This is a genomic window from Bradyrhizobium sp. AZCC 1693 (assembly GCF_036924745.1).
GTDB lineage: Bacteria > Pseudomonadota > Alphaproteobacteria > Rhizobiales > Xanthobacteraceae > Bradyrhizobium.
Genome location: NZ_JAZHSD010000001.1, coordinates 3781233 through 3803098, shown reverse-complemented (window position 1 = coordinate 3803098; position 21866 = coordinate 3781233). Strand labels below are relative to the sequence as shown.

The 21866-nt window shown below is 63.2% G+C and carries 22 protein-coding genes; 11 read left to right on the top strand and 11 right to left on the bottom strand.

The features are described from left to right. Window positions 1–414: 414 nt before the first annotated feature. The 3 genes from V1293_RS18100 to V1293_RS18090 all read right to left on the bottom strand — a co-directional run bounded on the left by V1293_RS18100 (window position 415) and on the right by V1293_RS18090 (window position 2314). A complete protein-coding gene (locus V1293_RS18100; protein WP_334511227.1) occupies window positions 415–1611 on the bottom strand; it encodes an extracellular catalytic domain type 1 short-chain-length polyhydroxyalkanoate depolymerase in 1197 nt (398 codons plus the stop codon). Window positions 1612–1616: 5 nt separating this feature from the next. Beyond that, window positions 1617–2036, bottom strand: a complete 420-nt coding sequence (locus V1293_RS18095) for a CopG family transcriptional regulator (RefSeq protein WP_334511226.1) — start codon at window positions 2034–2036, stop codon at window positions 1617–1619. 98 nt (window positions 2037–2134) lie between these two features. Next, window positions 2135–2314, bottom strand: a complete 180-nt coding sequence (locus V1293_RS18090) for a DUF3072 domain-containing protein (protein WP_334511225.1) — start codon at window positions 2312–2314, stop codon at window positions 2135–2137. A 243-nt stretch (window positions 2315–2557) separates the two neighbouring features. Here V1293_RS18090 and V1293_RS18085 point away from each other — a divergent pair, with 243 nt between their 5' ends. From V1293_RS18085 to V1293_RS18075, 3 genes are all read left to right on the top strand, one after another. After that, entirely contained in the window at window positions 2558–2821 is a 264-nt protein-coding gene (locus tag V1293_RS18085) for a hypothetical protein (protein WP_334511224.1), read from the top strand. 147 nt (window positions 2822–2968) lie between these two features. Further along, window positions 2969–3196, top strand: a complete 228-nt coding sequence (locus V1293_RS18080; RefSeq protein WP_334511223.1) for a hypothetical protein — start codon at window positions 2969–2971, stop codon at window positions 3194–3196. Between the two features lie 125 nt (window positions 3197–3321). Next, complete coding sequence (locus V1293_RS18075; protein ID WP_334511222.1) at window positions 3322–4092, top strand: hypothetical protein; 771 nt, start codon at window positions 3322–3324, stop codon at window positions 4090–4092. 125 nt (window positions 4093–4217) lie between these two features. Here the strand turns inward: V1293_RS18075 and V1293_RS18070 are convergent, their stop codons facing one another. Next, window positions 4218–6143 carry an AsmA family protein gene (locus V1293_RS18070; RefSeq protein ID WP_334511221.1) on the bottom strand — a complete coding sequence of 642 codons (1926 nt, stop codon included), beginning with the start codon at window positions 6141–6143 and terminating at the stop codon, window positions 4218–4220. A gap of 279 nt (window positions 6144–6422) precedes the next feature. On the opposite strand from V1293_RS18070, the gene V1293_RS18065 reads away from it, so the two are divergent. The 3 genes from V1293_RS18065 to V1293_RS18055 are packed head-to-tail and all read left to right on the top strand — an operon-like array spanning window position 6423 to window position 8466. Then, window positions 6423–7160, top strand: a complete 738-nt coding sequence (locus V1293_RS18065; protein ID WP_334511220.1) for a CoA transferase subunit A — start codon at window positions 6423–6425, stop codon at window positions 7158–7160. After that, a complete protein-coding gene (locus V1293_RS18060) occupies window positions 7160–7810 on the top strand; it encodes a 3-oxoacid CoA-transferase subunit B (protein ID WP_334511219.1) in 651 nt (216 codons plus the stop codon). Before V1293_RS18065 ends, V1293_RS18060 begins: the two co-directional genes overlap by 1 nt. Next, on the top strand, window positions 7810–8466 hold the full coding sequence (locus V1293_RS18055; RefSeq protein WP_334511218.1) for a GNAT family N-acetyltransferase: 657 nt from the start codon (window positions 7810–7812) through the stop codon (window positions 8464–8466). The genes V1293_RS18060 and V1293_RS18055 overlap by 1 nt, the downstream gene beginning before the upstream one ends. A gap of 184 nt (window positions 8467–8650) precedes the next feature. Here the strand turns inward: V1293_RS18055 and V1293_RS18050 are convergent, their stop codons facing one another. The 3 genes from V1293_RS18050 to V1293_RS18040 all read right to left on the bottom strand — a co-directional run bounded on the left by V1293_RS18050 (window position 8651) and on the right by V1293_RS18040 (window position 12586). Then, window positions 8651–10297, bottom strand: coding sequence for an ABC transporter permease (locus V1293_RS18050; RefSeq protein WP_334511217.1), 1647 nt, complete (start codon window positions 10295–10297; stop codon window positions 8651–8653). A gap of 103 nt (window positions 10298–10400) precedes the next feature. Then, entirely contained in the window at window positions 10401–11426 is a 1026-nt protein-coding gene (locus V1293_RS18045) for a Fe(3+) ABC transporter substrate-binding protein (protein WP_334511216.1), read from the bottom strand. Window positions 11427–11629: 203 nt separating this feature from the next. Continuing rightward, complete coding sequence (locus tag V1293_RS18040) at window positions 11630–12586, bottom strand: threonine/serine dehydratase (protein WP_334516781.1); 957 nt, start codon at window positions 12584–12586, stop codon at window positions 11630–11632. Between the two features lie 129 nt (window positions 12587–12715). Between V1293_RS18040 and V1293_RS18035 the strand changes: the two genes are divergently transcribed. Continuing rightward, a complete protein-coding gene (locus tag V1293_RS18035) occupies window positions 12716–13201 on the top strand; it encodes a Crp/Fnr family transcriptional regulator (RefSeq protein WP_334511215.1) in 486 nt (161 codons plus the stop codon). On the opposite strand, the gene V1293_RS18030 is transcribed toward V1293_RS18035, so the two are convergent. Beyond that, window positions 13140–13967, bottom strand: coding sequence for a metallophosphoesterase family protein (locus V1293_RS18030; protein WP_334511214.1), 828 nt, complete (start codon window positions 13965–13967; stop codon window positions 13140–13142). The genes V1293_RS18035 and V1293_RS18030 overlap by 62 nt on opposite strands. A 379-nt stretch (window positions 13968–14346) precedes the next feature. Between V1293_RS18030 and V1293_RS18025 the strand changes: the two genes are divergently transcribed. The 4 genes from V1293_RS18025 to V1293_RS18010 all read left to right on the top strand — a co-directional run bounded on the left by V1293_RS18025 (window position 14347) and on the right by V1293_RS18010 (window position 18522). After that, on the top strand, window positions 14347–15267 hold the full coding sequence (locus V1293_RS18025) for a tyrosine-type recombinase/integrase (RefSeq protein WP_334508877.1): 921 nt from the start codon (window positions 14347–14349) through the stop codon (window positions 15265–15267). A 12-nt stretch (window positions 15268–15279) separates the two neighbouring features. After that, window positions 15280–16500: an IS91 family transposase gene (locus V1293_RS18020; RefSeq protein ID WP_334508880.1), complete on the top strand. Its 1221-nt coding sequence runs from the start codon at window positions 15280–15282 to the stop codon at window positions 16498–16500. Between the two features lie 475 nt (window positions 16501–16975). Next, entirely contained in the window at window positions 16976–17542 is a 567-nt protein-coding gene (locus V1293_RS18015; protein WP_334511213.1) for a TetR/AcrR family transcriptional regulator, read from the top strand. Window positions 17543–17598: 56 nt separating this feature from the next. Further along, complete coding sequence (locus V1293_RS18010; RefSeq protein ID WP_334511212.1) at window positions 17599–18522, top strand: oxidoreductase; 924 nt, start codon at window positions 17599–17601, stop codon at window positions 18520–18522. Between the two features lie 160 nt (window positions 18523–18682). Here V1293_RS18010 and V1293_RS18005 read toward each other — a convergent pair whose 3' ends face one another. From V1293_RS18005 to V1293_RS17995, 3 genes are read right to left on the bottom strand one after another with little or no spacing between them, the layout of a single operon-like run. Further along, a complete protein-coding gene (locus V1293_RS18005) occupies window positions 18683–20182 on the bottom strand; it encodes a tripartite tricarboxylate transporter permease (protein WP_334511211.1) in 1500 nt (499 codons plus the stop codon). Continuing rightward, complete coding sequence (locus V1293_RS18000; protein WP_334511210.1) at window positions 20182–20670, bottom strand: tripartite tricarboxylate transporter TctB family protein; 489 nt, start codon at window positions 20668–20670, stop codon at window positions 20182–20184. Before V1293_RS18000 ends, V1293_RS18005 begins: the two co-directional genes overlap by 1 nt. After that, window positions 20667–21635 carry a Bug family tripartite tricarboxylate transporter substrate binding protein gene (locus V1293_RS17995; protein ID WP_334511209.1) on the bottom strand — a complete coding sequence of 323 codons (969 nt, stop codon included), beginning with the start codon at window positions 21633–21635 and terminating at the stop codon, window positions 20667–20669. The genes V1293_RS18000 and V1293_RS17995 overlap by 4 nt, the downstream gene beginning before the upstream one ends. Between the last annotated feature and the right edge of the window lie 231 nt (window positions 21636–21866).

The following is a 21866-nucleotide window of genomic DNA, read 5'->3' as shown; positions in this document are numbered from 1 at the left end:
CGAACATGCCTGCGCGCCCAACGCTGCCGCGTCCACCGCACCCCATCCCAACGTTTCGTGACGATCGCGATACGCCCCTCGTAGAGGGGATGAGGTGCGGGAGTTATGGGGGTGATTTGGGGGAAACAGGAAGGGGAATATTTTTGGGGGAGGGGACTGGACGTCGCAAATCGGATTGATTTGGTTGAGGAAATTAGTTTTTTGGCGCGGCGGGCCTGGCCTCGAAAACGCAGCAAGCGTAGCCCGCATGAGCGCAGCGATATGCGGGATCAAAGATAAGGTCCCAGATGTTGCTACGCTCATCCGGGCTTGTGCTTGCTGCTTCCGGCGCAACGCGGACATTTGGCGGCCGGGCGATGTTGTCTCAGTGCTCAACAGGCGACATCGCGAGATCGGCCGCCGACTGAGGCGGCCTTACTCCTCTGGGAGCGAATGCTCGAGGAAAAAACGAAGCATTTCTTTCGTTGCGTCCGGTCCTCGCGGATCAGTGTAGGAGCCCGCAGGGCTGCCTCCGGACCATGCGTGCCCGGCTCCGTGGATATTCCAGTGCTCCAATATTCCGCGCCCACTCGCGTCGCTCAGGATCGTTCTTGTATAGGCATGCCCTCCGGGTACTTGCCCGCGATGCACCTTCTTTTGTGTGCTCGTCGTTCCCAAAGACTGCTCAAGAATTTGATCGCCGTTGTTTGGATGCACGGTCGTGTCGCGGTCGCCGTGGAAAACAATGGTTGGGACAGGTGGCCGGTCACCTAAGGCTGCCTTGGGATCGGACCCGCCTTGTCGCATCGCGACAAGCGCAGAGGGAAGGTCCGTGGCAACCCCGCACGCAAGGCCAGAATGTATACCGATTGCCGCGTACAGATCGTTGTATGTTGCTCCCATGATAGAAGCGGCGGCCGCTCCGGCCGACAGCCCGCCAACGTAAATGCGCTTTCGATCAACCAAATAGTCATCCATGATTTGGCGCGTGATGCCCGCGATAAGCGAGGGTTCACCTCTGCCTCGCTGCTGGTCGGCTGTGCGAAACCAGTTCCAGCATTTCGCCTGGTTTGCCTGGCTGGGCTGAGCAGGATAGACCACGAAGCAATTTTGTTCCTCCGCGAGAAAGTTCATCCTCGTGCCGGCGGCGAAATCATCCGGCGACTGAGTACAGCCGTGAAGCATGACGACCAAGGGAAGCGGTCGCTCTTGATAGCGGCTCGGGATGAAGAGCCTGTAGGCACGGCTTCCCGCGGGACTGTTGTACGTCCTTTCAATGAAACGGGCGCCCTCCGGCACGATGTCCGGTGTGGAGAGCGGGGCGCGCTTCATCACACCTCGCAGTCCGATTTCAGAGCGCGCCTTCTTGCGATCCAGCAACGCCCCGAGCATGCGCGATGGTGCGGAGGTGGTTGGCGTTGATTGCGGATGACTATCCGTCTCCTCAATAACATTGGCCTTCGCGTCAATGATTAGCGGTTCGCGTCCTGCAAGAGCGATGCGACCGCCGGTACGCGATGGCGCGTCTGCACTCTCGCCGCGAAGCATGCGCTGAAGGAGCGCGGTGGCCTCAACGAGTTGGCCTGCGCGCGTGAGGCGTGTCGCCTCCCGAATTATGTTTTGGTTCAGCATCGCCTTCACCGTGTCCTGTCGGCGAGGGCGGCCTTCACCGCCGGACTGGCATGCAATGCGCCCAGCACGGAGACTGAGGCAATGGTGGCGCGAGCAAGCTCAGGCGTGACGTCTTGGGCGATGCTGGCAAGGCCCAGAACATTGATGTGCAGCATCTCACCGGCTCGCCGCACGGCTTCGAGATCCTCGCGGCTGTAGTTTCGCAGTCCGAGGTCCAGACTTTTGCGGGCCGTTGACTGCTTGACGACGTCGGCATGACGTTCGAGTTGGTTCCGGATCGCCGTGCGGATGAAATCGGTACGGTTCGAGTAGAACCCTTCCTGAACCATTAGATCGACGTGACCAAGGTCCACATAACCCAGATTGATCGTGATTTTCTCTGTTTCAGGCGGCTTGGACCGAAGTTCCCGGACATTAGTTTCCATAGTTGCATCCTCCATATACCATCTGCATGGATGGTATATGGATGTCCCCGATATGCTTTCAAGGGCTTGCTTGCCTTGTTGAAGCAACAACCGACCGTTCAAAACGAATTCGCCAACTCGATCTCCGCCTTCAGCGCCGCGATCCGCCGCTCGGCTTCCCTTGCCGTCAAATCCTTCTCGAACAGTTTCGGCTGATACGCCTCGGCGCTGAGGGTGCGGAGCGTCGCCAGTTGGCACGGCGTCATCGGCGCATCGACCTGGTCGGGGAGGCGGGTCATCGGGGGCTCCAAAGAATCTTTGCTTGGGAGCCGACTCTTAACTTGAAATTTGTTCTTTATTTGTTCTTATAGGGTTCAACCCTGACGAGGTGGCCCATGGACAACAAATTGAACGAAATTCGCAGAAAAATCAGGTTCTTGCGGGCGGAGATGCTGAGCTCGGAGGATAATATCCGCAAACGGGTCAACCGGGATGAGGACTGCTCGGAGGCCGCGGTTCACCTGATGTCCATGCGGGTCGTCATGCTCGGCCTGATCGGCGAGCGGAACCGGCTCGGCGGCGAAGAGCGGCTGCTCAATGTCGACGAGCGGCTGAAGCTGGATGTCCGCGCGGCCGGCAGAAAATCCGCGAGCGGGGCGCCAGCGCGTTTTCCGGCGAAAGCCAGCCGCGGACCTGATCCGCGGTGGGGACCGGTTCGCGTCAAGCAAACGCGTCCAATCAAAAATCCAGAGCCCCGTTCCGATTCCATCGGAATGGAAAAGGCTCGAGGCCGCCGTGAGCGATGAGGTGATTCAAGCCCTGCGCCGGCGGATTGGCGAACTGGACCAGCTTGCGCGCCGGCTCGATCAATCCGGCCTCGACAACGCGCGGGCTCAGCTCCTGCTCTCGCGCAAGCGGGCGGAGCTGGAAGACTTCATCAACAGGGGCCAGCGATGTCAGCACCGCTCAGATGGTACGACCACAACGCGGATAACCCGCCATGGATAAAAGCCCTGGCGGAGGTTCGCATCCAGGCAACGCGGGAAGGCTGGTGCCACGCGCATGTGCAGGCGATCATCGTTGCGATCGACCAGTACGCCGAAGCGGCGCTGGGCAACCGGAGTTACTTTCTCAACAAGCCGTATGGGGTTGGTGGTGGCAGGAGCGATAACGTGCCGTGAGCAGGAAGGTTAGATTTCTCGGAGGAGTAGGAACGTTTGTGAGAACGGCCGCAATATCTAATTGTCCGAGGTGTTGAGGATCTGAATGAATTCTTCTAGGTTGTGGTTTAGCAGGGGAGGCTGGTATGTCCGAAGGCAAAAAGAAAGATTGCTTTGTCGTTGGGCCAATCGGAGACGAAACCAGTTCGGATCGCACTCACGCAGAGTGGGTTTTGGAAGGGATCATAACGCCAGCTTTGGAAGACGAGTTTGTTATATATCGGGCGGACAAACTCCCTCAGCCTGGCCTTATCGACACTCAGGTTATTACGCATCTTCTCAATGACGATTTAGTCATCGCGGACATCACTACGCTTAACGCAAATGCGTTCTATGAAATAGGCATTCGCCACATGGCGCAGAAGCCAATCATCCACATGCACAAGGTCGGACAGAAGATACCGTTTGATATCAGCGCGTATCGGTCAATCGAGTTTTCACTTGAACGCCCCATTGACCTCAAGAATGCAACTGCGCGGCTCAAGAGCGCAGTGGAGGCAGTACTCGCAGATGGATACAAGGTTGATAACCCGGTCACGCATGCAAGGGGAGTGGTGCATCTTCAAGAACAGGCTACCGACTCTCAACGAGTACTCTTGGACGAGATGGCAGGCATTAAGGAACGCTTGAACAAGATCGAAAACAACCCGTCGACCGCTTATGTCATCGTTGCGTCTGACCGTTCTGCGAAAACCCAGCCGTCGAAAACCAAACCTTGGGAAGATACCTCGGTTGCAGCGAAGTCTGCGCTAGCTAAACTTTTTGCGGCCTCGCATCCTGACTCATCTGATACCCTGGAGCTACGACTTGCCGAACTTGGGAAGGACAAGCTCAATGAAGAAAAAGAAGGCAGCTGAGGCCACTTCTTCTCATAAAACAGCAAGTAGGCCCGCATGAGCATGGCGATATGCGGGATCGGTGATAAGATCCCGGATGTCGCTGTCGCTTATCCGGGCTACGCTGTCTCTACCGGGACAGAAAGCTAATTCGCCTTCGCCCCGTCCGCCGTCTCCGGCGCCGCAGGTTTCTGCCCACCGCCCGTAAACCGCTCGATCACCGAGCGCACCGCGTCACGCGTCTTGCGGTCCTTTACTGCATCGAGCAAGGGCGCCGCGCCGGGCGAGCGGCGGATCAGGCTTTCGGGATCGGGAAATACCAAAGGATCGTCCCACGGACCTTGCACCACGAAGGGCAGTTCAAATCCCTTGTCGCCGCCGGCCGCCGCCGGCGTCAGGCTGGCGACGCCCTTGAGGTCGTATTCGCGGGTCGGCACGGAAGCCGTGCCTGACAGCGTCAGGCGCGTCGTCGGTCCGTCGACGCGGACGTCCTCGACGGTGGCGATGCCGTCGTTGAAGCGCACCGAGACGGTGAGATTGTCGTAGGGCGTCGAACCCGAGCGCAGATTGCCGCCGCCGGATAGCGGCCGGCGCTCCAGCCGCTTCAGCAGTTGTTCGACATTGAAGCCCGCGATCGCGCCGTCGTGGCCGATCATCGTCGCAGTGCCGTCGAGCGAGGAAGCGAGCCCGAACGGGCTCGAGCCGGAGGCCGTCAGCGAAACCCCGAGATTGCCGCGGCCGGATAGTTTGGTGATGCCGAACAATTCGCTGGCGCAGGCCTGCAGGTCGACATCGGTGAACTGGAATTGCGCCTTGACGTCGGCGATCGCGTCCGAACGCGCGATCCCGAACGAGCCCTTGGCGATGCCGCCATACATCTGCGCTTCGCCGATCGAGAGCGCCAGCGCGCCGCCCCGCAGGTTGGCGCCGAATGCCGTCCGGCCGAGCCTGGTCGGGCCGACCGTCACCCGCGCCGCCGACAGGCGCATGTCGAGATCGGTGGCGGACAACGACGTGAGGTCGAACAATTGCCGGTTCCAGTCGCGCGCGCCGCTCGCCAGCAGGCGCACGGTGGAGATGTAGGGCGTGAAATCGAGATTGCCCGCGGCGAGCGTCGCCTGCAGCGTCTGGCGGCCGTTATTGGCCACCGTCATCACGCCCTCGGCGACATTGCCGTCGAGTTCGACATTCACGTTGGTCAGCGCAACCGAGGCGCCGACGACATTGGCGCGGGCTTTCAGCGCGAAGCGGCCGAACCCGCCGCTGCCGGGCACCGGCTGTCCCATCCAGCGCATCGCGTTGCGCAGCGACAGGCTGTCGACGGTCACCGTGCCTTCCATCATCAGGCTGGTGCGGTTGGCGACCGAGCCGTCGAAGGCCAGTTTCAAGGGCGCGCTGACGATGCGCGCCTTCAGGCCCGAGCGGTCGCCGGACAGCATCGCGACGAAGTCGCTGGCCGAGATCGAGCCGTCGACGCGTTCGCCGCGCCAGTCGAATTGCCCGGTCGCCGCGAACGAGCGCGAGATCGACGGCCAGGCCAGCGACAGATCGATGTCGCCGAGTTGCTCGGTCACGTGGTTGGTGGCGTCCTCGTATTTGAGCACGCCGTCCTGGATTCTGATTTCTGAAAACGACACCTGGTTTTCGGCGCCGGGCCTCATCGTGCGCGCGATCCGTTCGACGAACGGCGTCCAGTTGCTCTCGCCGCCCGCTTCCCTGATGACGCGGATGTGCGGCCGCAACATCATGACATCGGCGATTTCAAAGCGGCGCAGCAGCAGTGGCAGCAGGCGCAGGTTCGCGGTCAGCACATCGACCTGCAGCGCGGGGTCGGTGGTGCCGCCGCCCTTCAGCCCGACATTGTGGAAGGAGACGTAGCTGCCCGGGAACACCGACACGTCGATCGCGCCTGACACGACCAAATCGAGCCCGGTGACATCGCGAATCTGCGCCTCGACCGCCTGCCGCAGCGCGTCGCGGTTGAGGAACCAGGAGGTTCCGATCAGGGCGAGCACGGCCACGCCGAACAGCGCCGCAACCGGCATCCCGAGGCGCTTCATTCCTTGGGCCATCGTCAATGACATATCCGGATCTGGCTAAACCGAACTCGGGTTGATGCTACGGGGACTTGTTGATTAAGGGTCTATGTTGATTAGGGCAGGCGCCGTGTCGGTAAGCCCGTGCCAACCCACGCAACCTGAAGGGTTTTCTTGACGCTTTCAAGGCCGAGGTGGCGCCCGGTGGGCGGTTCGGCGGCATAATCCCCGCATCATTGACGCACCGCGAAGAATTCGCCTAATAATCCCGGATAATGCCGGCTTACGGCCGTTCCCTCCATCAGGTCATACTCCATGAAAAAGGTTTACCCCGACGCCAAATCGGCACTCGATGGCGTTCTCAAGGACGGCATGATGATCATGTCGGGCGGCTTTGGTCTGTGCGGTATCGCCGAAACCCTGTCGGACGCGATCCGCGATTCCGGCGTCAAGGGTTTGACGGTCGTCTCCAACAATGCGGGCGTCGACGGCATCGGCCTCTCCAGGCTGCTGGAGACACGGCAGATCAAAAAGATGATCTCGTCCTATGTCGGCGAGAACAAGCTGTTCGCGCAGCAATATCTCGCCGGCGAGCTGGAGCTCGAATTCAATCCGCAGGGCACGCTGGCCGAGCGCATCCGCGCCGGCGGCGCCGGTATCCCGGCCTTCTTCACCAAGACCGGCGTCGGCACGCTGATCGCCGAAGGCAAGGAAGTGAAGGAATTCGACGGCGAGAAATACATCATGGAGCGCGGCCTGTTCGCCGACCTCGCCATCGTCCACGCCTGGAAGGGCGACACCGCCGGCAACCTGATCTACCGCAAGACCGCGCGCAACTTTAACCCGATGATGGCGACCGCGGCGAAGATCACGGTGGCCGAGGTCGAACATCTGGTTCCGGCCGGCGAACTCGATCCGGACTGCATCCACACGCCCGGCATTTTCGTCAAACGCATCATCGAAGTGGGCACGGCCAAGAAGCGCATCGAGTTCCGCAACACCCGCCCGCGCCCATCAAGTGCGCCTGCGGCGGCAACGGGGAGTGAAGTCTGATGGCCTGGACCCGTGAACAGATGGCTGCGCGCGCTGCGAAAGAGTTGCGCGACGGCTATTACGTCAATCTCGGCATCGGCATTCCGACGCTGGTTTCGAACTATATCCCTGACGGCATCGACGTCAGCCTGCAGAGCGAGAACGGCATGCTCGGCATGGGTCCGTTCCCTTATGAGGACGAGGTGGACGCCGACCTCATCAACGCCGGCAAGCAGACGGTCAGCGAACTGCCTGACACCAGCTATTTCTCCTCGGCCGATTCCTTCGGCATGGTGCGCGGCGGCCATATCGATCTGTCGATCCTCGGCGCGATGCAGGTCGCGCAGAACGGCGACCTTGCCAACTGGATGATCCCCGGCAAGATGGTGAAGGGCATGGGCGGCGCGATGGACCTCGTCGCCGGCGTCAAGCGCGTCGTCGTGGTGATGGAGCATTCCGCCAAGGACGGCCCGAAGCTGCTGAAGAAGTGCAATCTGCCGCTGACCGGCGAGCGCGTGGTCGACATGGTGGTGACGGATCTCGCGGTCTTCACCATCGACAAGCACGGCAAGGACGGCATGGCGCTGATCGAACTCGCCGACGGCGTCACGCTGGACGAGGTGAAGGCCAAGACCGAAGCCGAGTTCCGCGTCGCGCTGAAGAACGCGTGATGGCGGCGGGGCGGTCGCTGCCTGCGATCCGTCCCGCTCGCACCGGCGACGCAAGCTTCATTGCCCGCAATATCCTGGCCTCGCAGCGCGGCCCGTTGCCGCGCGGCTGGTTCGACATCGCGCTCGGCTGGGACGAGCCGCAATGCCTGGCGTTTGTCGAACGGATCGCTGTCGCGCAACACCCGTCGTGGTGGCACGTCTCGCAATTCATCATCGCCGAAGTCGAGGGCAAACCGGCCGCCTCGCTGTGCGCCATGCCTGCCTCCGGCACCGGCGCTGCCGCGAAAGCGGCGATCGAAGCGGCTGCCGGCGAGATCGGGCTTGGCGCATCGGACGTGGCGGCGATCTTCCAGCGTGGCGCCTACACTAGGATTTGCTGGGTGCAGGGCGGCGAGGGCGACTGGCTGATCGAGCACGTCGCCACGCTGCCGGAATATCGCGGACGCGGGCTGGTGCAGGCGCTGATCGATCATGCGCTGGCTGCCGGCAGGACAGCGGGATTCGAGCGGGCATCGATCTCGTTCCTGATCGGCAACGAGGCGGCGGAGCGATGCTATGCGAAAGCGGGTTTTTCCTTTGCCGAAGAAAAACGCGATTCCGCGTTCGAAGCGATCACCGGTTCGCCGGGCTTCCGCCGCTTTGTGCGCGCGATCTAGAAACGTGAGGCATAGAGGTCGCTGTCGCTCTTTGTCGTCCCTGCGAACGCAGGGACCCATACTCCGCGGCCTCTCGTTTTGGCGCTGGGGTCAGTTGCCTTCGTAACAACAACGGCCGGTGGCTACGGGTCCCTGCGTTCGCATGCGTTCGCAGGGACGACGGAGATCCAATCTGTTGCTCAACCTACGCCGGCCCGCTCGGGATGTCTGAAAACCGCGTCAGCCACGCCACGGGGCCGATGCTGGCGGCGACGATCAATAGCGCCGCGAGCGCGCCTTCCTCAAAACTGCCGCGGCTGGCGTATTGGTAGATCGAGGTCGCCAGCGTGTCGACGTTGAGCGGCCGCAGCAACAGCGTCGCCGGCAACTCTTTCAGGCAATCGACGAACACCACGATAACAGCGCCGAGCATGGCGGGGCGCAGCAGCGGCAGATGGATCAGCCGCATCGTCGTGGTCTGGCCGGCGCCGACGGCGCGCGCGCTGTCGTCGTAATCGTGCGGGATCCGCTCAAACCCCGCCTTGATGAATCCGGTCGGCACCGCCAGAAACCGGATCACATAGGCGATGACAACGGCGGCGCCGGAGCCGACCATGATCAGTCCCGGCAGCGGTCGTCCGAGCGCTGCCGCGAGCGCGTTCAGCGCGTTGTCGATGGCGAGCACCGGCGCCAGCAGCCCGAGCGCCAGCACCAGCCCGGGCAGCGTGTAACCCAATTGCGCAATGTTCATCGCGACGACGCGCAGCCTGTTCGGCCGCCAGCGCCAGGCGAGAATGGTCGCAAAGCCGAGCAGCAGCGCGCTCAGCGTGGCGAGGCTCGCGAACGCGATCGAGTTGAAGGCGTCGCGCCACAACGCCATGTCGAAGTTCGCAAACAGCCCGCGCTTGAAACTCTGATGCGCGAGATACAATAGCGGCACCAGAAATCCCAGACACACCGGCAGCAGGCAGGCCGCGAATGCCAAACCGCCCTTGATGCCGGCAAGCGTCGTCCGCTGCGTCAGCCGCGGGCTTTCGGCGGAGAATTCCGTCGTGACGTTGCGCCGTCCGTAGCGTTCAATTGCGATAAGTCCGGCCACGATCGCCAGCATGAAGCAGGACAACTGCGCGGCGCCGGCAAGGCTGCCGCGGTTGAGCCAGGTCGTGAACACCGACACCGTGAGGGTGCGGACGCCGAGATATTCGCTGGCGCCGATGTCGTTCAGCGTTTCCAGCGACACCAGCGCTGTGCCGACCGCGAGCGCGGGACGTGCCATCGGCAACGAGATGCGCCAGAAGGTGGTCCAGCGCCCGGCGCCAAGCGTCTTCGCGGCTTCAGCGAATTCAGCGCTCTGGAACTGGAACATCGTTCGCGCCGAAAGATAGACGTAGGGGTAGAGCACCAGCGCGATCACGATGATGGCGCCGGGCAGCGAGCGCAAATTGGGAAGCACGCGCACGGCATTCTGCAGCGGCAACCAGAGTGCGAGCGTCTGGTGGACCAGGCCGAGCGGCTCGAACAGATCGACATAGACGTACGCCGCGAGATAGGTCGGGATCGCGAGCGGCAGCGGCACCAGCCAGAGCAGCATCTGCCGGCCACGGAATTCATGCAGCGAGATCGTCCACGCCGCGCCGGTGCCGATCGCAAGCGACAGCGCGCCGACGCCGCCGAGCAGGAGCGCGGTGTCGAGAAGGCTCCGCGGCAGCACATATTCGATGAGCGGCTGCCAGACATCAGGCGCCGGCTGCATCGCCAGCGCGATGATGGAGATGACAGGGGCTGCGACAAGAATGGCGGTCGCGACCGCGATCGCTGCGGCGATCCGCCCCGAGCGCGTGGTCCGGGTCACGCCGGTTCACATCGGCATGAAGCCGGAAGCCCAAGCAGCATTATGCCCTCTCCCGGGGAGGGAGAGGGCATGTTGGCGGAAATGCTGTCGCGACTTGGTGCGATCAATTATCGAACCCGACCTTGTCCACCAGCGTCGAGGCTGCCTTGCGGTTGGCGGCGATCTTGGCGATCGGGAGCGGATCGGCTGTGAGCTTGCCGTAGCCCGCAATCGTCGGGTTGACGGCGACGCCTGATCGAACCGGGTATTCGTAGTTGGAATCAGCGTAGATCTGCTGCGCCTTCTCGCCGGCGAGCCATTCGATCAGCTTGACGCCGTTGGCCTTGTTGGGCGCGTGCTTGGCGAGCAGGACGCCGGAGAGATTGACGTGGGTGCCGCCGCCCTCGAAGGTCGGCAGGATCACCTTGGTGGCTTCCGCCCACGGCTTCTTCTCGGGATCGTTGTTCATCATCAGCGCCCAGTAATAGGTGTTGCCGATGCCGATGTCGCACTTGCCGGCCGCGACGTCGCGCGCGGCTTCGCGGTCGCCGCCCGAGGGCTTCTGCGCCAGGTTGGCCTTCACGCCGCGCAGCCATTCCTCGGCCTTGGCCTCGCCGTACTTGGCGGTGTAGGCCGCGAACAGGCCGTTATTGTAGATGTGCTGGCCGGAGCGGATGCAGATCTTGCCCTTCCATTTGGGGTCGGCGAGCTCTTCGTAGGTGATCTTGTCCTGCTTGACGCGGTCCTTCGAGGCGTAGATCACGCGCGCGCGCATCGAAATGCCGGCCCAGTGCCCGTCCGGGTCGCGATATTGCGCCGGCACGATCTCATCGATCACCACCGACTTGATCGGCTGGGTGACGCCGGCCTGCACGGCCTCGTCGATGCGGCCGATGTCGACCGTCAAGAGCACGTCGGCGGGGCTGTTGGCGCCTTCCGCCTTCATGCGCTGCTCGAGGCCCGAACTCGCCGAGACGACGTTGACCTTGATGCCGGTGTCCTTGGTGAAGGCATCGAACAGCGGCTGGATCAGCTTGGTTTCGCGATAGGTGTAGACGTTGACCTCGCCGTCGGCGGACGCAGGCGAGGCTCCGAACGCGGTGAGACAAAGCAACGCGGCGGTTGCGGCGGTAGCGCGAAAGTTGATCATGAAAGCTGCCCGGCAAAAGTGGAGGAGATGCCGGTCTCAGTAGCGCAGCGGCTATCGTGCCGTCAGCGACCGGATGTCGCGAATGGCTCGATTTAGAGCGATTCCAGTGCCAGTATTTAGATCGATTCCAAAGTACGGCGAGCTACCGTGGCCTCGCGTGCGGCTGCGTCGCAGATCGCCCCGAGGCGCGTGACCAACTGTGGTCAATAGGTGAGGTCGAAATTGACGGCGGCGGTGTTGCCGCCGCTGATGATGACGGCCACGCGCTCGCCCGCGGCGGGCCTGTAGGCGTCCGACAGGATCGCCGCGAATGCGGCTGCGCCACCCGGTTCTGCCACGATGCGCAGGGCACGCCAAAGCGTCGCCTGCGCCTCGGCGATCGCGGCGTCGGAAACCAGCACGGTCTGCCGCGCGTATTTTTGCACGATCGGAAAGACCTGTTCACCGACGCGCCGCGGCGCAAGCGAATCCGCCGCCAGACCGCCGGCCTCCGCATCGATCGGACCGCCGGCTTCAAGGGCCTTGGTCAGCGTCGGCGACGCGAGCGGCTCGACGCCGATCACCTTGATACGGCCGGCGTACCAGGCGGCGATCCCCGCGATCAGCCCGCCACCGCCCACCGATACGAGCAGCGTGTCGATATCGGGCGCCTGACCAGCGAGCTCAAGGCCGAGCGTTCCCTGTCCCATGATGGTTTCCTTCTGATCGAAGGCCGGGACTTGCAGTGCGCCGGTTTGCTGCGCCCAACTCTCGCTGGCCGCGAGCGCATCGGCATAGCGGTCGCCCTCGATCGTAAGGTCGGCGCCATAGTCGCGGATGCGCTGCAGCTTCGCCGGCGAAGAGATGCTCGGAACGAAAATCTTGGCCGGCTTGCCAAGCTTCATCGCGGCATAGGCGACCGCCGCGCCATGGTTGCCGCCCGACGCCGCGACCACGCCGGCCTTCGGTACGTCACGGGTCAAGAGATTGGCGAAAGCGCCGCGCGCCTTGAACGAGCCGGAATGCTGAAGCAACTCCAGCTTGAGCGTCAGCGTATGGCCGGGAAGGCCAAACTCCGCGCCATCGACCTCGGCGATCGGCGTTTGCCGGATGAAAGGCCGAATGAGCCTCTCGCATTGTGCGATCGTTTCCGAAGTTACCGCATCCACCGGCGCATCCATTGCAAGGCACTCCATGGCGCGCGCGGATGCCGGACTTGCCATGCCGACATTTTGAGCAGCGAACGCACCTTATCCGTTCGACCTCGGCATTATCAGCGCCTAGTCTTGGCCGACAAGGAGATAATGCTGATGCGGGCTGTTCTGGATTATTGCACCGGAGGAATTCAGCGAGCCGTGCCAGCAGGCACGCTCGTGCTCCATGAGGGCAGCAAGACCGGACACCTGTTCGTGCTGCTCGAAGGACGACTTGAGGTCATCAAGGGCGATAGCGTCGTCGCCGTTCTGACCGAGCCGGGGGCGATGCTGGGCGAGATGTCGGTACTGCTCAACCAACCGCATACGGCAACCGTGCGCGCCGCCGCCGATTCCGTCGTCTACGAGTTCGACGACGCCGCGGCGTTCCTGCGCGACCAGCCGGCGGTGGCGCTGTTGATCGCGCGCTTGCTGGCGCAACGCCTCAACGTCGCCAACACCTATCTGGCCGACCTGATGCATCAATATGCCGGCCAGGGTAACCATCTCTCGATGGTCGGCGAACTCCTGCAGAGCATGATCAACCTGCCGCCGACGCAGGTCTCGCCAGGCTCGGATCGGCAATCCGACCCAAGGATATGAGCCACGGCGGCGGGTTCTCGATTGGCGCTGCCGGCCGCAGCAGAGGCGCGCGCAGGTCGATGCATTGCGCTTCGCCGGCCGCCAGCCAGAACGCCGTGCCCTCATCGAGGTCGAGCACGATATAGACCGGCGGGCGGCCGTGCTGCAGGCCGCTGTTGAAGACCCAGGTGGTGCCGAGCCGATCGAACCACGAGCCATCGGGGATGAAGGGCGACTGATGCACATGGCCGGAGATCACCATCGACGGCTGATGCTGCGCGATCCATTGCACCAGTTCGACGTCGCCGAAGAACCGCTTGCCGCCCCAGCTCGTCGGCGAGTTCGCCGGCGGCGCATGATGCACCCAGATCCAGTGTTGCGCCCGCTCGAGCGCGGCGTCGCGAAGCTGGGCTTCGATGCGGCTCTTGACCAGTGGCCCGTCCCACCACGGACATACCGTGAAACGGACGTCGCCCACGGTCAGGCTGTCGCCGTCGCAGGCGATGCCAAGCTCGCTGATATCGCCGATCCAGCGCGCGATCTTCTCGCCTTCCGCGCTGCGTTCGTCGAGGTCGTGATTGCCCGAGCAGAAAATGACCCGCGTCATGCCTGACAGCAGCGACAGGTATTTTTTCACGACCAGAATTTGCGCGCGGAAATCGACGAATGATCCGATGTCGAGCGCATCGCCGGCGAAAATGACGACGTCGAATTGAGGAGCTGCCGCAAGCAGCCAGTCGAACTGCGGCAATGAATAATGCAAATCGGCAACGACAAGGCAGCGCATAATGATTCAAATCCAAAAAATGCCCAGGAAACAGGCGATCCGCAGGCGGATGCATTCGGGCAGACTGGATTCGAGCAAGAATTGTGCCGGTCGTGACTTCAAACGGCATCCATCGACCGGCTGGAAGGACCAGGGCGCGTACCCATAAATCGAGATTGATGGCTACTCGATGTCGGATATGCGGCCGATAGCCGACCACATTCCGCATCGCAGCGAAACTACGCTAAGTGCCAACGCACTAAATCGCTGCGCGATAGCCCGCTGCGCGGGGAGCCCGACCGCGAGCACGGTAGCCGGGGTCAAGATCGTCGATAGCGCGCGGGTCGCCCTGTCTTGAAGATCGAGGTGTCGTCAACCTCATTCAAGACAGGAGTTTCCTATGAGTACGGATGCTGTCAGCCCGCTGCGCCAGCGCATGATCGAGGACATGAATGCGCGCAAGCTCTGTGCGGGCACGCAGAGAGGCCATATCAGCAGTTGCAAGCGGTTCGCGGCGTTTGTGAAGCAGTCCCCCGACACGGCCACACTTGAGGACATCCGCCGCTTCCAGCTGCACCTGGCCGAGACGGGCGCGAGCATCTGCAACCGCAACCGCATCATGACCGGGTTGCGGTTCTTGTTCCGCGTGACGCTGCGCCGATTGGACCTTGCGGCCGAGATCTATCATCTCCGCGAGCCTCAGAAGATCCCGCTGGTGATGAGCCAGGATGAGACGCGGCGCCTGCTGGCCGTCGCCGGCAGCCTCAAGGCCCGCCTCCTGCTCAGCCTCGGCTATGGCTGCGGGTTGCGCGCCGGCGAGGTGGTGCGGCTCAAGGTCAAGCATATCGACAGCGCGCAGAAGATCATTCGCATCGAGCAGTCCAAGGGGCGCAAGGACCGTAATGTCATGCTGTCGTCAAAGACGCTCGATCTGTTGCGGCAATGGTGGAAGGCGCGCCCATCGCGTCACGATGCGCAAACGCCCGTGCCGGAACGCTGGCTGTTTCCCGGCACCAGGGCCGGCAAGCCCATGACCACCCGCCAGCTCAACCGCCTGTTTCATGAGGCGGCCGATGCGGCCGGGATCAGGAAGGGCGTGACGCTGCACGCGCTGCGCCACAGCTTCGCGACCCACCTGCTGGAGGACGGCACCGATATCAGATTCATCCAGGCGCTGCTGGGTCACGACAAACTGGACACGACGGCGCGCTATACCCGTGTCGCCACCGGCATGATCGCGGCGATCGAAAGCCCGCTCGACCGGCTGTCGCAGCCTCGCAAGAGACCCAGGAAGAGCAGGAAGAACCCGCCGCCGGCGTAACGGCCGGGAGCTGTGTCGCGTCCAGCGCTGGAGGTCGCGGATATCTTGCGCGACCACGGGGCGGCGTGGCGGCGCGCCAATGCGGGCCACGTCAGTCTCGGCCAGCTGAAAGTCATGAGTGCGATCGAGCGCTGCCGCACGGCGGCGCTCGGCGGCCATGTGGCGCGCTGCGAGAACGAGACCTGCGCCCACACCGTCATCGCCTACAACAGCTGCCGCAACCGGCACTGCCCCAAGTGCCAGGGCGCTGCGGCCCGCGAGTGGCTGGCCGAGCGCGAGGCCGATCTCCTGCCGGTGCCGTACTTTCATGTGGTGTACACGCTGCCGGCGCAGATCGCCGACATCGCCTATCAGAACAAGGCGGTGATCTACGACCTGCTGTTCAAAGCCTCGGCGGAGACCACGCTCACGATCGCGGCCGATCCCAAGCATCTCGGCGCTCGCATCGGCTTCATGTCGGTGCTGCACACATGGGGTTCCGCGCTGACGCATCACCCGCATGTCCACATGGTCGTGCCGGGTGGTGGCCTGTCGCCGGACGGATCGAAGTGGATCGCGTGCCGACCACGCTATTTTTTGACCGTGCAGGTTCTCTCGGCGTTGTTCCGCAGGCTGTTTCTGGAGATGCTGGTCGCGGCTCACCACGCCGGCCGCCTGCAGTTCTTCGGCGAGCATGCGCGGCTCGCCGATAAGGCTGCATTCGCTGCCTATCTGACGCCACTGCGCGAGATCAATTGGGTGGTCTACGCCAAAGAGCCGTTCGCCGGGCCCAGGCAGGTGTTGCGCTATCTGTCGCGCTACACCCACCGCATCGCGATCTCCAATCGCCGGCTGCTGTCCGCCGACGAGAACGGTGTCACCTTCAAGTACAAGGACTATCGGATCGAGGGGCCCGCCCGCTACAAGGCGATGACGCTGGCGACCGACGAGTTCATCCGGCGCTTCCTGATCCACGTGCTGCCGAAGGGCTTCCATCGCATCCGACACTATGGCCTGCTCGCCAACGGCGCCCGAGCCGCAAACATTGCGCACGCGCGCCAGCTGCTCGCTCAGCCGGCGCGCCCTAAAGAACCCGAGACGCCCGAAGCCGCGATCAACGAACCCCGCGTGCTGCCGCGTCCATGCCCGTGCTGCGGCGCCCGCATGATCGTCATCGAGACTTTTGAGCGCGGCTGCGAGCCGAAGCACCGCCCCACACCGGCGCCGGCGCCGATCAGGATCGACACATCATGAGACCATCGCCGCCGATCAACGACCGCAGTGACAAGCGCCATTCTGGCCGGCTCTCAGCCGGCAGCGCCCACGCTCGCATCGCTGTGCTGGATTCACCAGCAGTCGCGCGACCAATCTTGTCGCGCGACGCGCAGATCGCTCGTTCATACCGACGCACACCCCTACGCGTGGCAGAAGCCCGATCATCGCAACCGCTCCGGTCCAGTCTTCTCAGGCCCGAGCCCGCCGCAAAATCCCCATAGCGCCCGCTGCACCGTCAGCGCCCCACCTCCCGCGATTTCGTGCCTTGGCGCTTTTCGGACGCCGGCTGTCCGAGCGTGGAGATGGTCTCGGCATGCCGGCATCCGAAAACCTGCACAGTAGCGGAAATCCCGAGCGAAAGGCGGATTTGGCGCCGCTAGGCTCCCCTTGACTTTAGGTCGCCTCCGCTTAGATTAGTTGAGTGACTACTCACTCAATAAAAGATGTTGATGGCATGGCCCGTCCGCTCAGTGAAGAGAAACGTGAAGCAATCCTGGAGGCCGCTGCGGAGCTGGTCGCGCAGATGGGCACCGGCGCATCCACCGCGAACATCGCCAAGGCGGCCGGGGTCGCGGAGGGCACGCTGTTTACCTATTTCGGGACGAAAGACGATCTGCTGAACCAGCTATTCGTGGAGATCGAGAAGGGCCTCGCGGGGATGCTTGCTTCCTCTCCTCAGGCTGGCAGCCCGCGCGAACGGGTCCGGCACATTTGGGACCGCTTGATCGACTGGGGCGTGGCGAACCCGACGCAGCGCAAGGCGCTGCGCCAGCTCAAGGTGTCGGACCGCGTCAGCGCCAAGAGCCGGCGCAGCTGCGATGCCATGTTTCAAGAGGCTCGGGAAATGGTCGAGCAGAGCCTTGCCGGACATGTCGACCCCAAACGTGCATCCTTCTACATCGACACGGTCCTGATGGGACTGGCGGACATCGTGATCGAGGCCATCGCGGGGAAGCCAAAAGACGCCAAACACCTCAGGCAGGCCGGCTTCGACCTGTTCTGGAAGGGTACGGCCGCATGAACTCTTCAATTTGCTAAAAAAATGAGCGTGTACTCACTCAATCGAAAGGAACCACCATGCCGAAAGTAAGCGGATTCACCGAAGCCAATGTGCCTGACCAGCGGGGCAAGTGCTTCATCGTCACTGGAGCGAACACTGGCCTTGGCTTCGAGGCTTCCCGCGTTTTGGCGGCGCGTGGCGCGCGCGTCTTGCTCGCCTGTCGCGACAAGGGGAAGGCGGAAATCGCCATGGCACAGATCAGGCAAGCGACCCCAAGGGCAGACCTGGCATTCCTGCCACTCGACCAGGCCGACCTTGCGAGCGTTCGGACCGCAGCCGAACTGGCGGCAAAGGAGCCGCGCATCGATGTCCTCGTCAACAATGCCGGCGTAATGACCCCACCATTGATGCGCACGAAGCAGGGATTTGAGCTCCAGTTCGGCGTCAACCATCTTGGCACCTTCGCGCTGACGGCTCTGCTCCTGCCGAAGCTGGCGGAAACGAAGGGGGCGAGGGTCGTGGTGACCTCCAGCAGCGTCCATCGGAATGGAAAACTCGATTGGGACGATCTGAACGCCGAGAAAAGCTACAGCCGGTTCGGGCGGTATTCTGCGAGCAAGCTCGCCAATGCGCTGTTTTTCTTTGAGCTGGACCGCCGCCTCCGCGCTGCGGGCTCGCCGGTGACGGCCTTGGGCTGTCATCCGGGTGCTGCCGCGACTGACCTCGGACGCTATATGGGAGCGCTCCAACTCTTGCTGCCGCTCGCGAGAGTGTTTCTCAACACCGCCGCGATGGGCGCGTGGCCCACTCTGCAGGCTGCGACCGGGCCAGTGACCCCCGGCGGCTATTACGGGCCGACCGGCTTCCGCGAGATCAGGGGAGTCTCCGGGGAAGCTTCTCGATCCTCTGAGGCGCAGGATCCGGCGGTCGCCCAGCGGCTCTGGGATGTATCCGTCGCCATGACTGGGATCGATCCGGGTTTGCCGGCTGTGACATCATGAGCTGACGTAAAATGGAGAAGCGCGTTATGTCCGCATTGGGTCATTCGCTACAGGGGCGACCCAGCGGCAAGTCCAGCCATGTCCGCTGTGACGCCGAAAGCGGAAGTCAATTCAAACTCGCCTCAATCCGAATTTGGCTGTGCGCTAACGAGTCCACGCGCTAATCCTCGCTCGCCCTGAACCGGCCAAGTCCCTTCAGCACGAACGGCGCCAGCAGTGCGATCAGCGCGATACCGAGCAGCGTGGCCGACATTGGACTTTGCAAGAGCACGATTGGATCGCCGAGGCTGATCGCAAGTGCCCGGCGCAGCTGGCTTTCGGCGATTGGGCCCAGGATGAGACCGACGACGACAGGCGCGATCGGAAAATCGAACCGGCGCATCAAAAATCCCAGCACGCCAAAACCTGCCAGCATCGACAGTTCGACGACCGACGGTTTGGCAGCGATGGTCCCCATGGTCGCGAACACGAGAATGCCGGCGTAGAGCCACGGCTGCGGGATCGCGAGCAGTTTCACCCACAGGCCTACCAGCGGCAGGTTGAGCACCAGCAGCATCACGTTGGCGATGAACAGGCTGGCGATCAGGCCCCATACCAGATCGGGCCGCTCGGCAAACAGCAGCGGTCCCGGGTTCAGGCCGTATTGCTGAAAGCCCGCCAGCATCATCGCAGCCGTTGCCGAGGTAGGCAGGCCCAGCGTCAGCAGAGGCACGAGCGTACCGGCGGCGGAAGCATTGTTGGCGGCTTCCGGCCCCGCGACGCCTTCGATCGCGCCCTTGCCGAATTCCTCCGGATGTTTCGTCAGCCGCTTCTCGGTGGAGTAGGACAGGAACGTCGGAATTTCGGCGCCGCCGGCCGGCAGCGCACCGATCGGAAAGCCGAACATCGTCCCGCGCAGCCACGGCTTCCATGACCGCTTCCAGTCCTCCCTCGTCATCCACAGCGACCCGCGCACCGGCTCGATCTTCTCCTCGGCGTGATGGCGGCGCGAGGCGACGTAGAGCGCTTCGCCGACGGCGAACAGGCCGACCGCAAGCGTCGTCACCTCGACGCCGTCGAGCAGTTCGGGGATGCCGAAAGCGAGCCGGGCCTGGCCGGTGAGCTTGTCGATGCCGATCAGTCCGAGCGTTAGCCCGACAAACAGGCTGGTCAGTCCGCGGATCGGCGAATCTCCGAAGGTTGCGGACACCGTGACAAACGCCACGCACATCAGCGCGAAATAATCTTCAGGCCCGAAGCGCACCGCGAAATCGACCAGCCACGGCGCCAGAAAGGCGAGACCGATGGTGGCGATGGTGCCCGCAACGAACGAACCGATCGCGGACGTCGCCAGCGCCGGCCCGCCGCGGCCGGCCTTGGCCATCTTGTTGCCTTCGAGCGCCGTCGCCATCGACGCGCTTTCGCCGGGCGTGTTGATGAGGATCGCCGTGGTCGAGCCGCCATACATGCCGCCGTAGTAGATTCCGGCGAACATGATCAGCGAGCCGCCGGGATCGAGCTTGTAGGTAACCGGCAACAGCAACGCGACCGTGAGCGCCGGACCGATGCCGGGCAGCACGCCGACTGCAGTGCCGAGGAACACGCCGATCAGCGCGTAGAGCAGGTTCATCGGCTGCACGGCGACAGCCATGCCATGCGCGAGCGCGGCGAAGGTTTCCATTACAGCAGTCTTTCCAGAGGCCCGGTGGGAAGGCTCAACGTCAGCAGCCGATCGAACGCGAGATAGATCAGGGTGGTCATCACGAGTGCGATGGCGGAGTCAACGAGAATGGCGCGCCGTCCGAATGCCGCCGAGGTGGTGACGAACAGCGCTGACGTCGCCAGGATGAAGCCGCCGCCAAGGCCGATGATGGCGATCAGAAGCGCAAGCCCGCCGAGAATGAGCCACACCGCTCTGGGATCGGCGCTCTCGCGCGCCGGCAGATTGCCACGCAGCGCGTCGATCAGATTGCCGATCGCAAGCAGACCGAGCCCGATCGCGATGACGACCGGCATCACCTCGGGTCCCATGCCGTACATCGTGGTGGTTGGCAGTTGCCGCGAGTCCCATACCAGCACCGCGGCAAGCGCTGCGAGCGCCGCGGCAATGACCAGGCCCGCGCGATCGACGCGCCGCGACGCCGGGCCGCCTTGCGGAAGATCCGTCATGATTTGACGAGGCCGACCGACTTCAGCACGTCGGTGACGCGCGCGGTTTCCTTTTTCAGGAAATCCGCGAACGCGTCGCCGCCGAGATAGGCGTCATCCCAGCCCTTTTGCTTGAGGATGTCCTTCCAGGCGTCCGACTTGACCATGTTCTCCACCGCGGCGCTCAGCGTCTTGCGCTGTTCCGGCGTGATGCCGGGAGGCGCGACCACCGAGCGCCAGTTGGCCAGTACAAGATCGATGCCCTGTTCCTTGAAGGTCGGAATGTCGCTGCCGGCGATGCGCTTCTCCGACGTCACGCCGAGCGCGCGCAATTTGCCGGACTTGATCTGTCCTTCGTATTCGCTCATTCCCGAAATGCCTGCGGTGACCTTGCCGCCGAGAATGGCCGCCAGCGATTCACCGCCTCCGGAAAATGGAATGTAGTTGACCTTCTTGGCGTCGGCGCCGATCGTTCCCGCAAACAACGCCGCCATCACATGGTCGACGCCGCCGGCCGAGCCGCCGGCAAACGTGACCTTGGCGATGTCGGCCTTGACGGCAGCGGCAAGATCCTGCGCCGTCTTGATCGGCGAATTCGCCGGCACCACGATCACCTGGATCTCCTCGGTGAGGCGCGCGATCGGCGTCACCTGTTCAAGCGTCACCGGCGATTTGTTCATGGCGAGCGCGCCCACCATGACGAAGCCGTTCACCATTAGCTGGTTGCCGTCGCCCTTGGCGCCGTTGACGAACTGCGCGATGCCGACGCTGCCACCGGCGCCGGCCACGTTGGTGACCTGGACGCTGCGGGCGATCTTGGCGGCGACCAGCGCCTGCTGCATCGATCGGGCGGTCTGATCCCATCCGCCGCCGGGGGCGGCGGGCGCCATGATCTTGAGCTCGAGCTGCTGCGCGAGGGCAGGGCTATATGCTGCAAGCGTCAACGCGACGACCGCGCCGAACAGGCGCGTATGAAACGGGATCATGGGGTTTCCTCCAAGGCTCACGTGGAGCCATTGTGTGTCAATTCGCCGCATATCAGCCGGAAAAGGCGTCGCTGTCCAGAAGGACTGTCGATTGCCGCGTCATCTTTTGCGGCAAACGCGCTTGTTTTGCCGCAAACCCGTTTGGCTGCGTGGAACACGAGCAAAATGGCCGGCGAGTTGCCGGATCAGAGCGATTGCACTGAAAGCGACAGCGGCATCGTTTCGACCGAT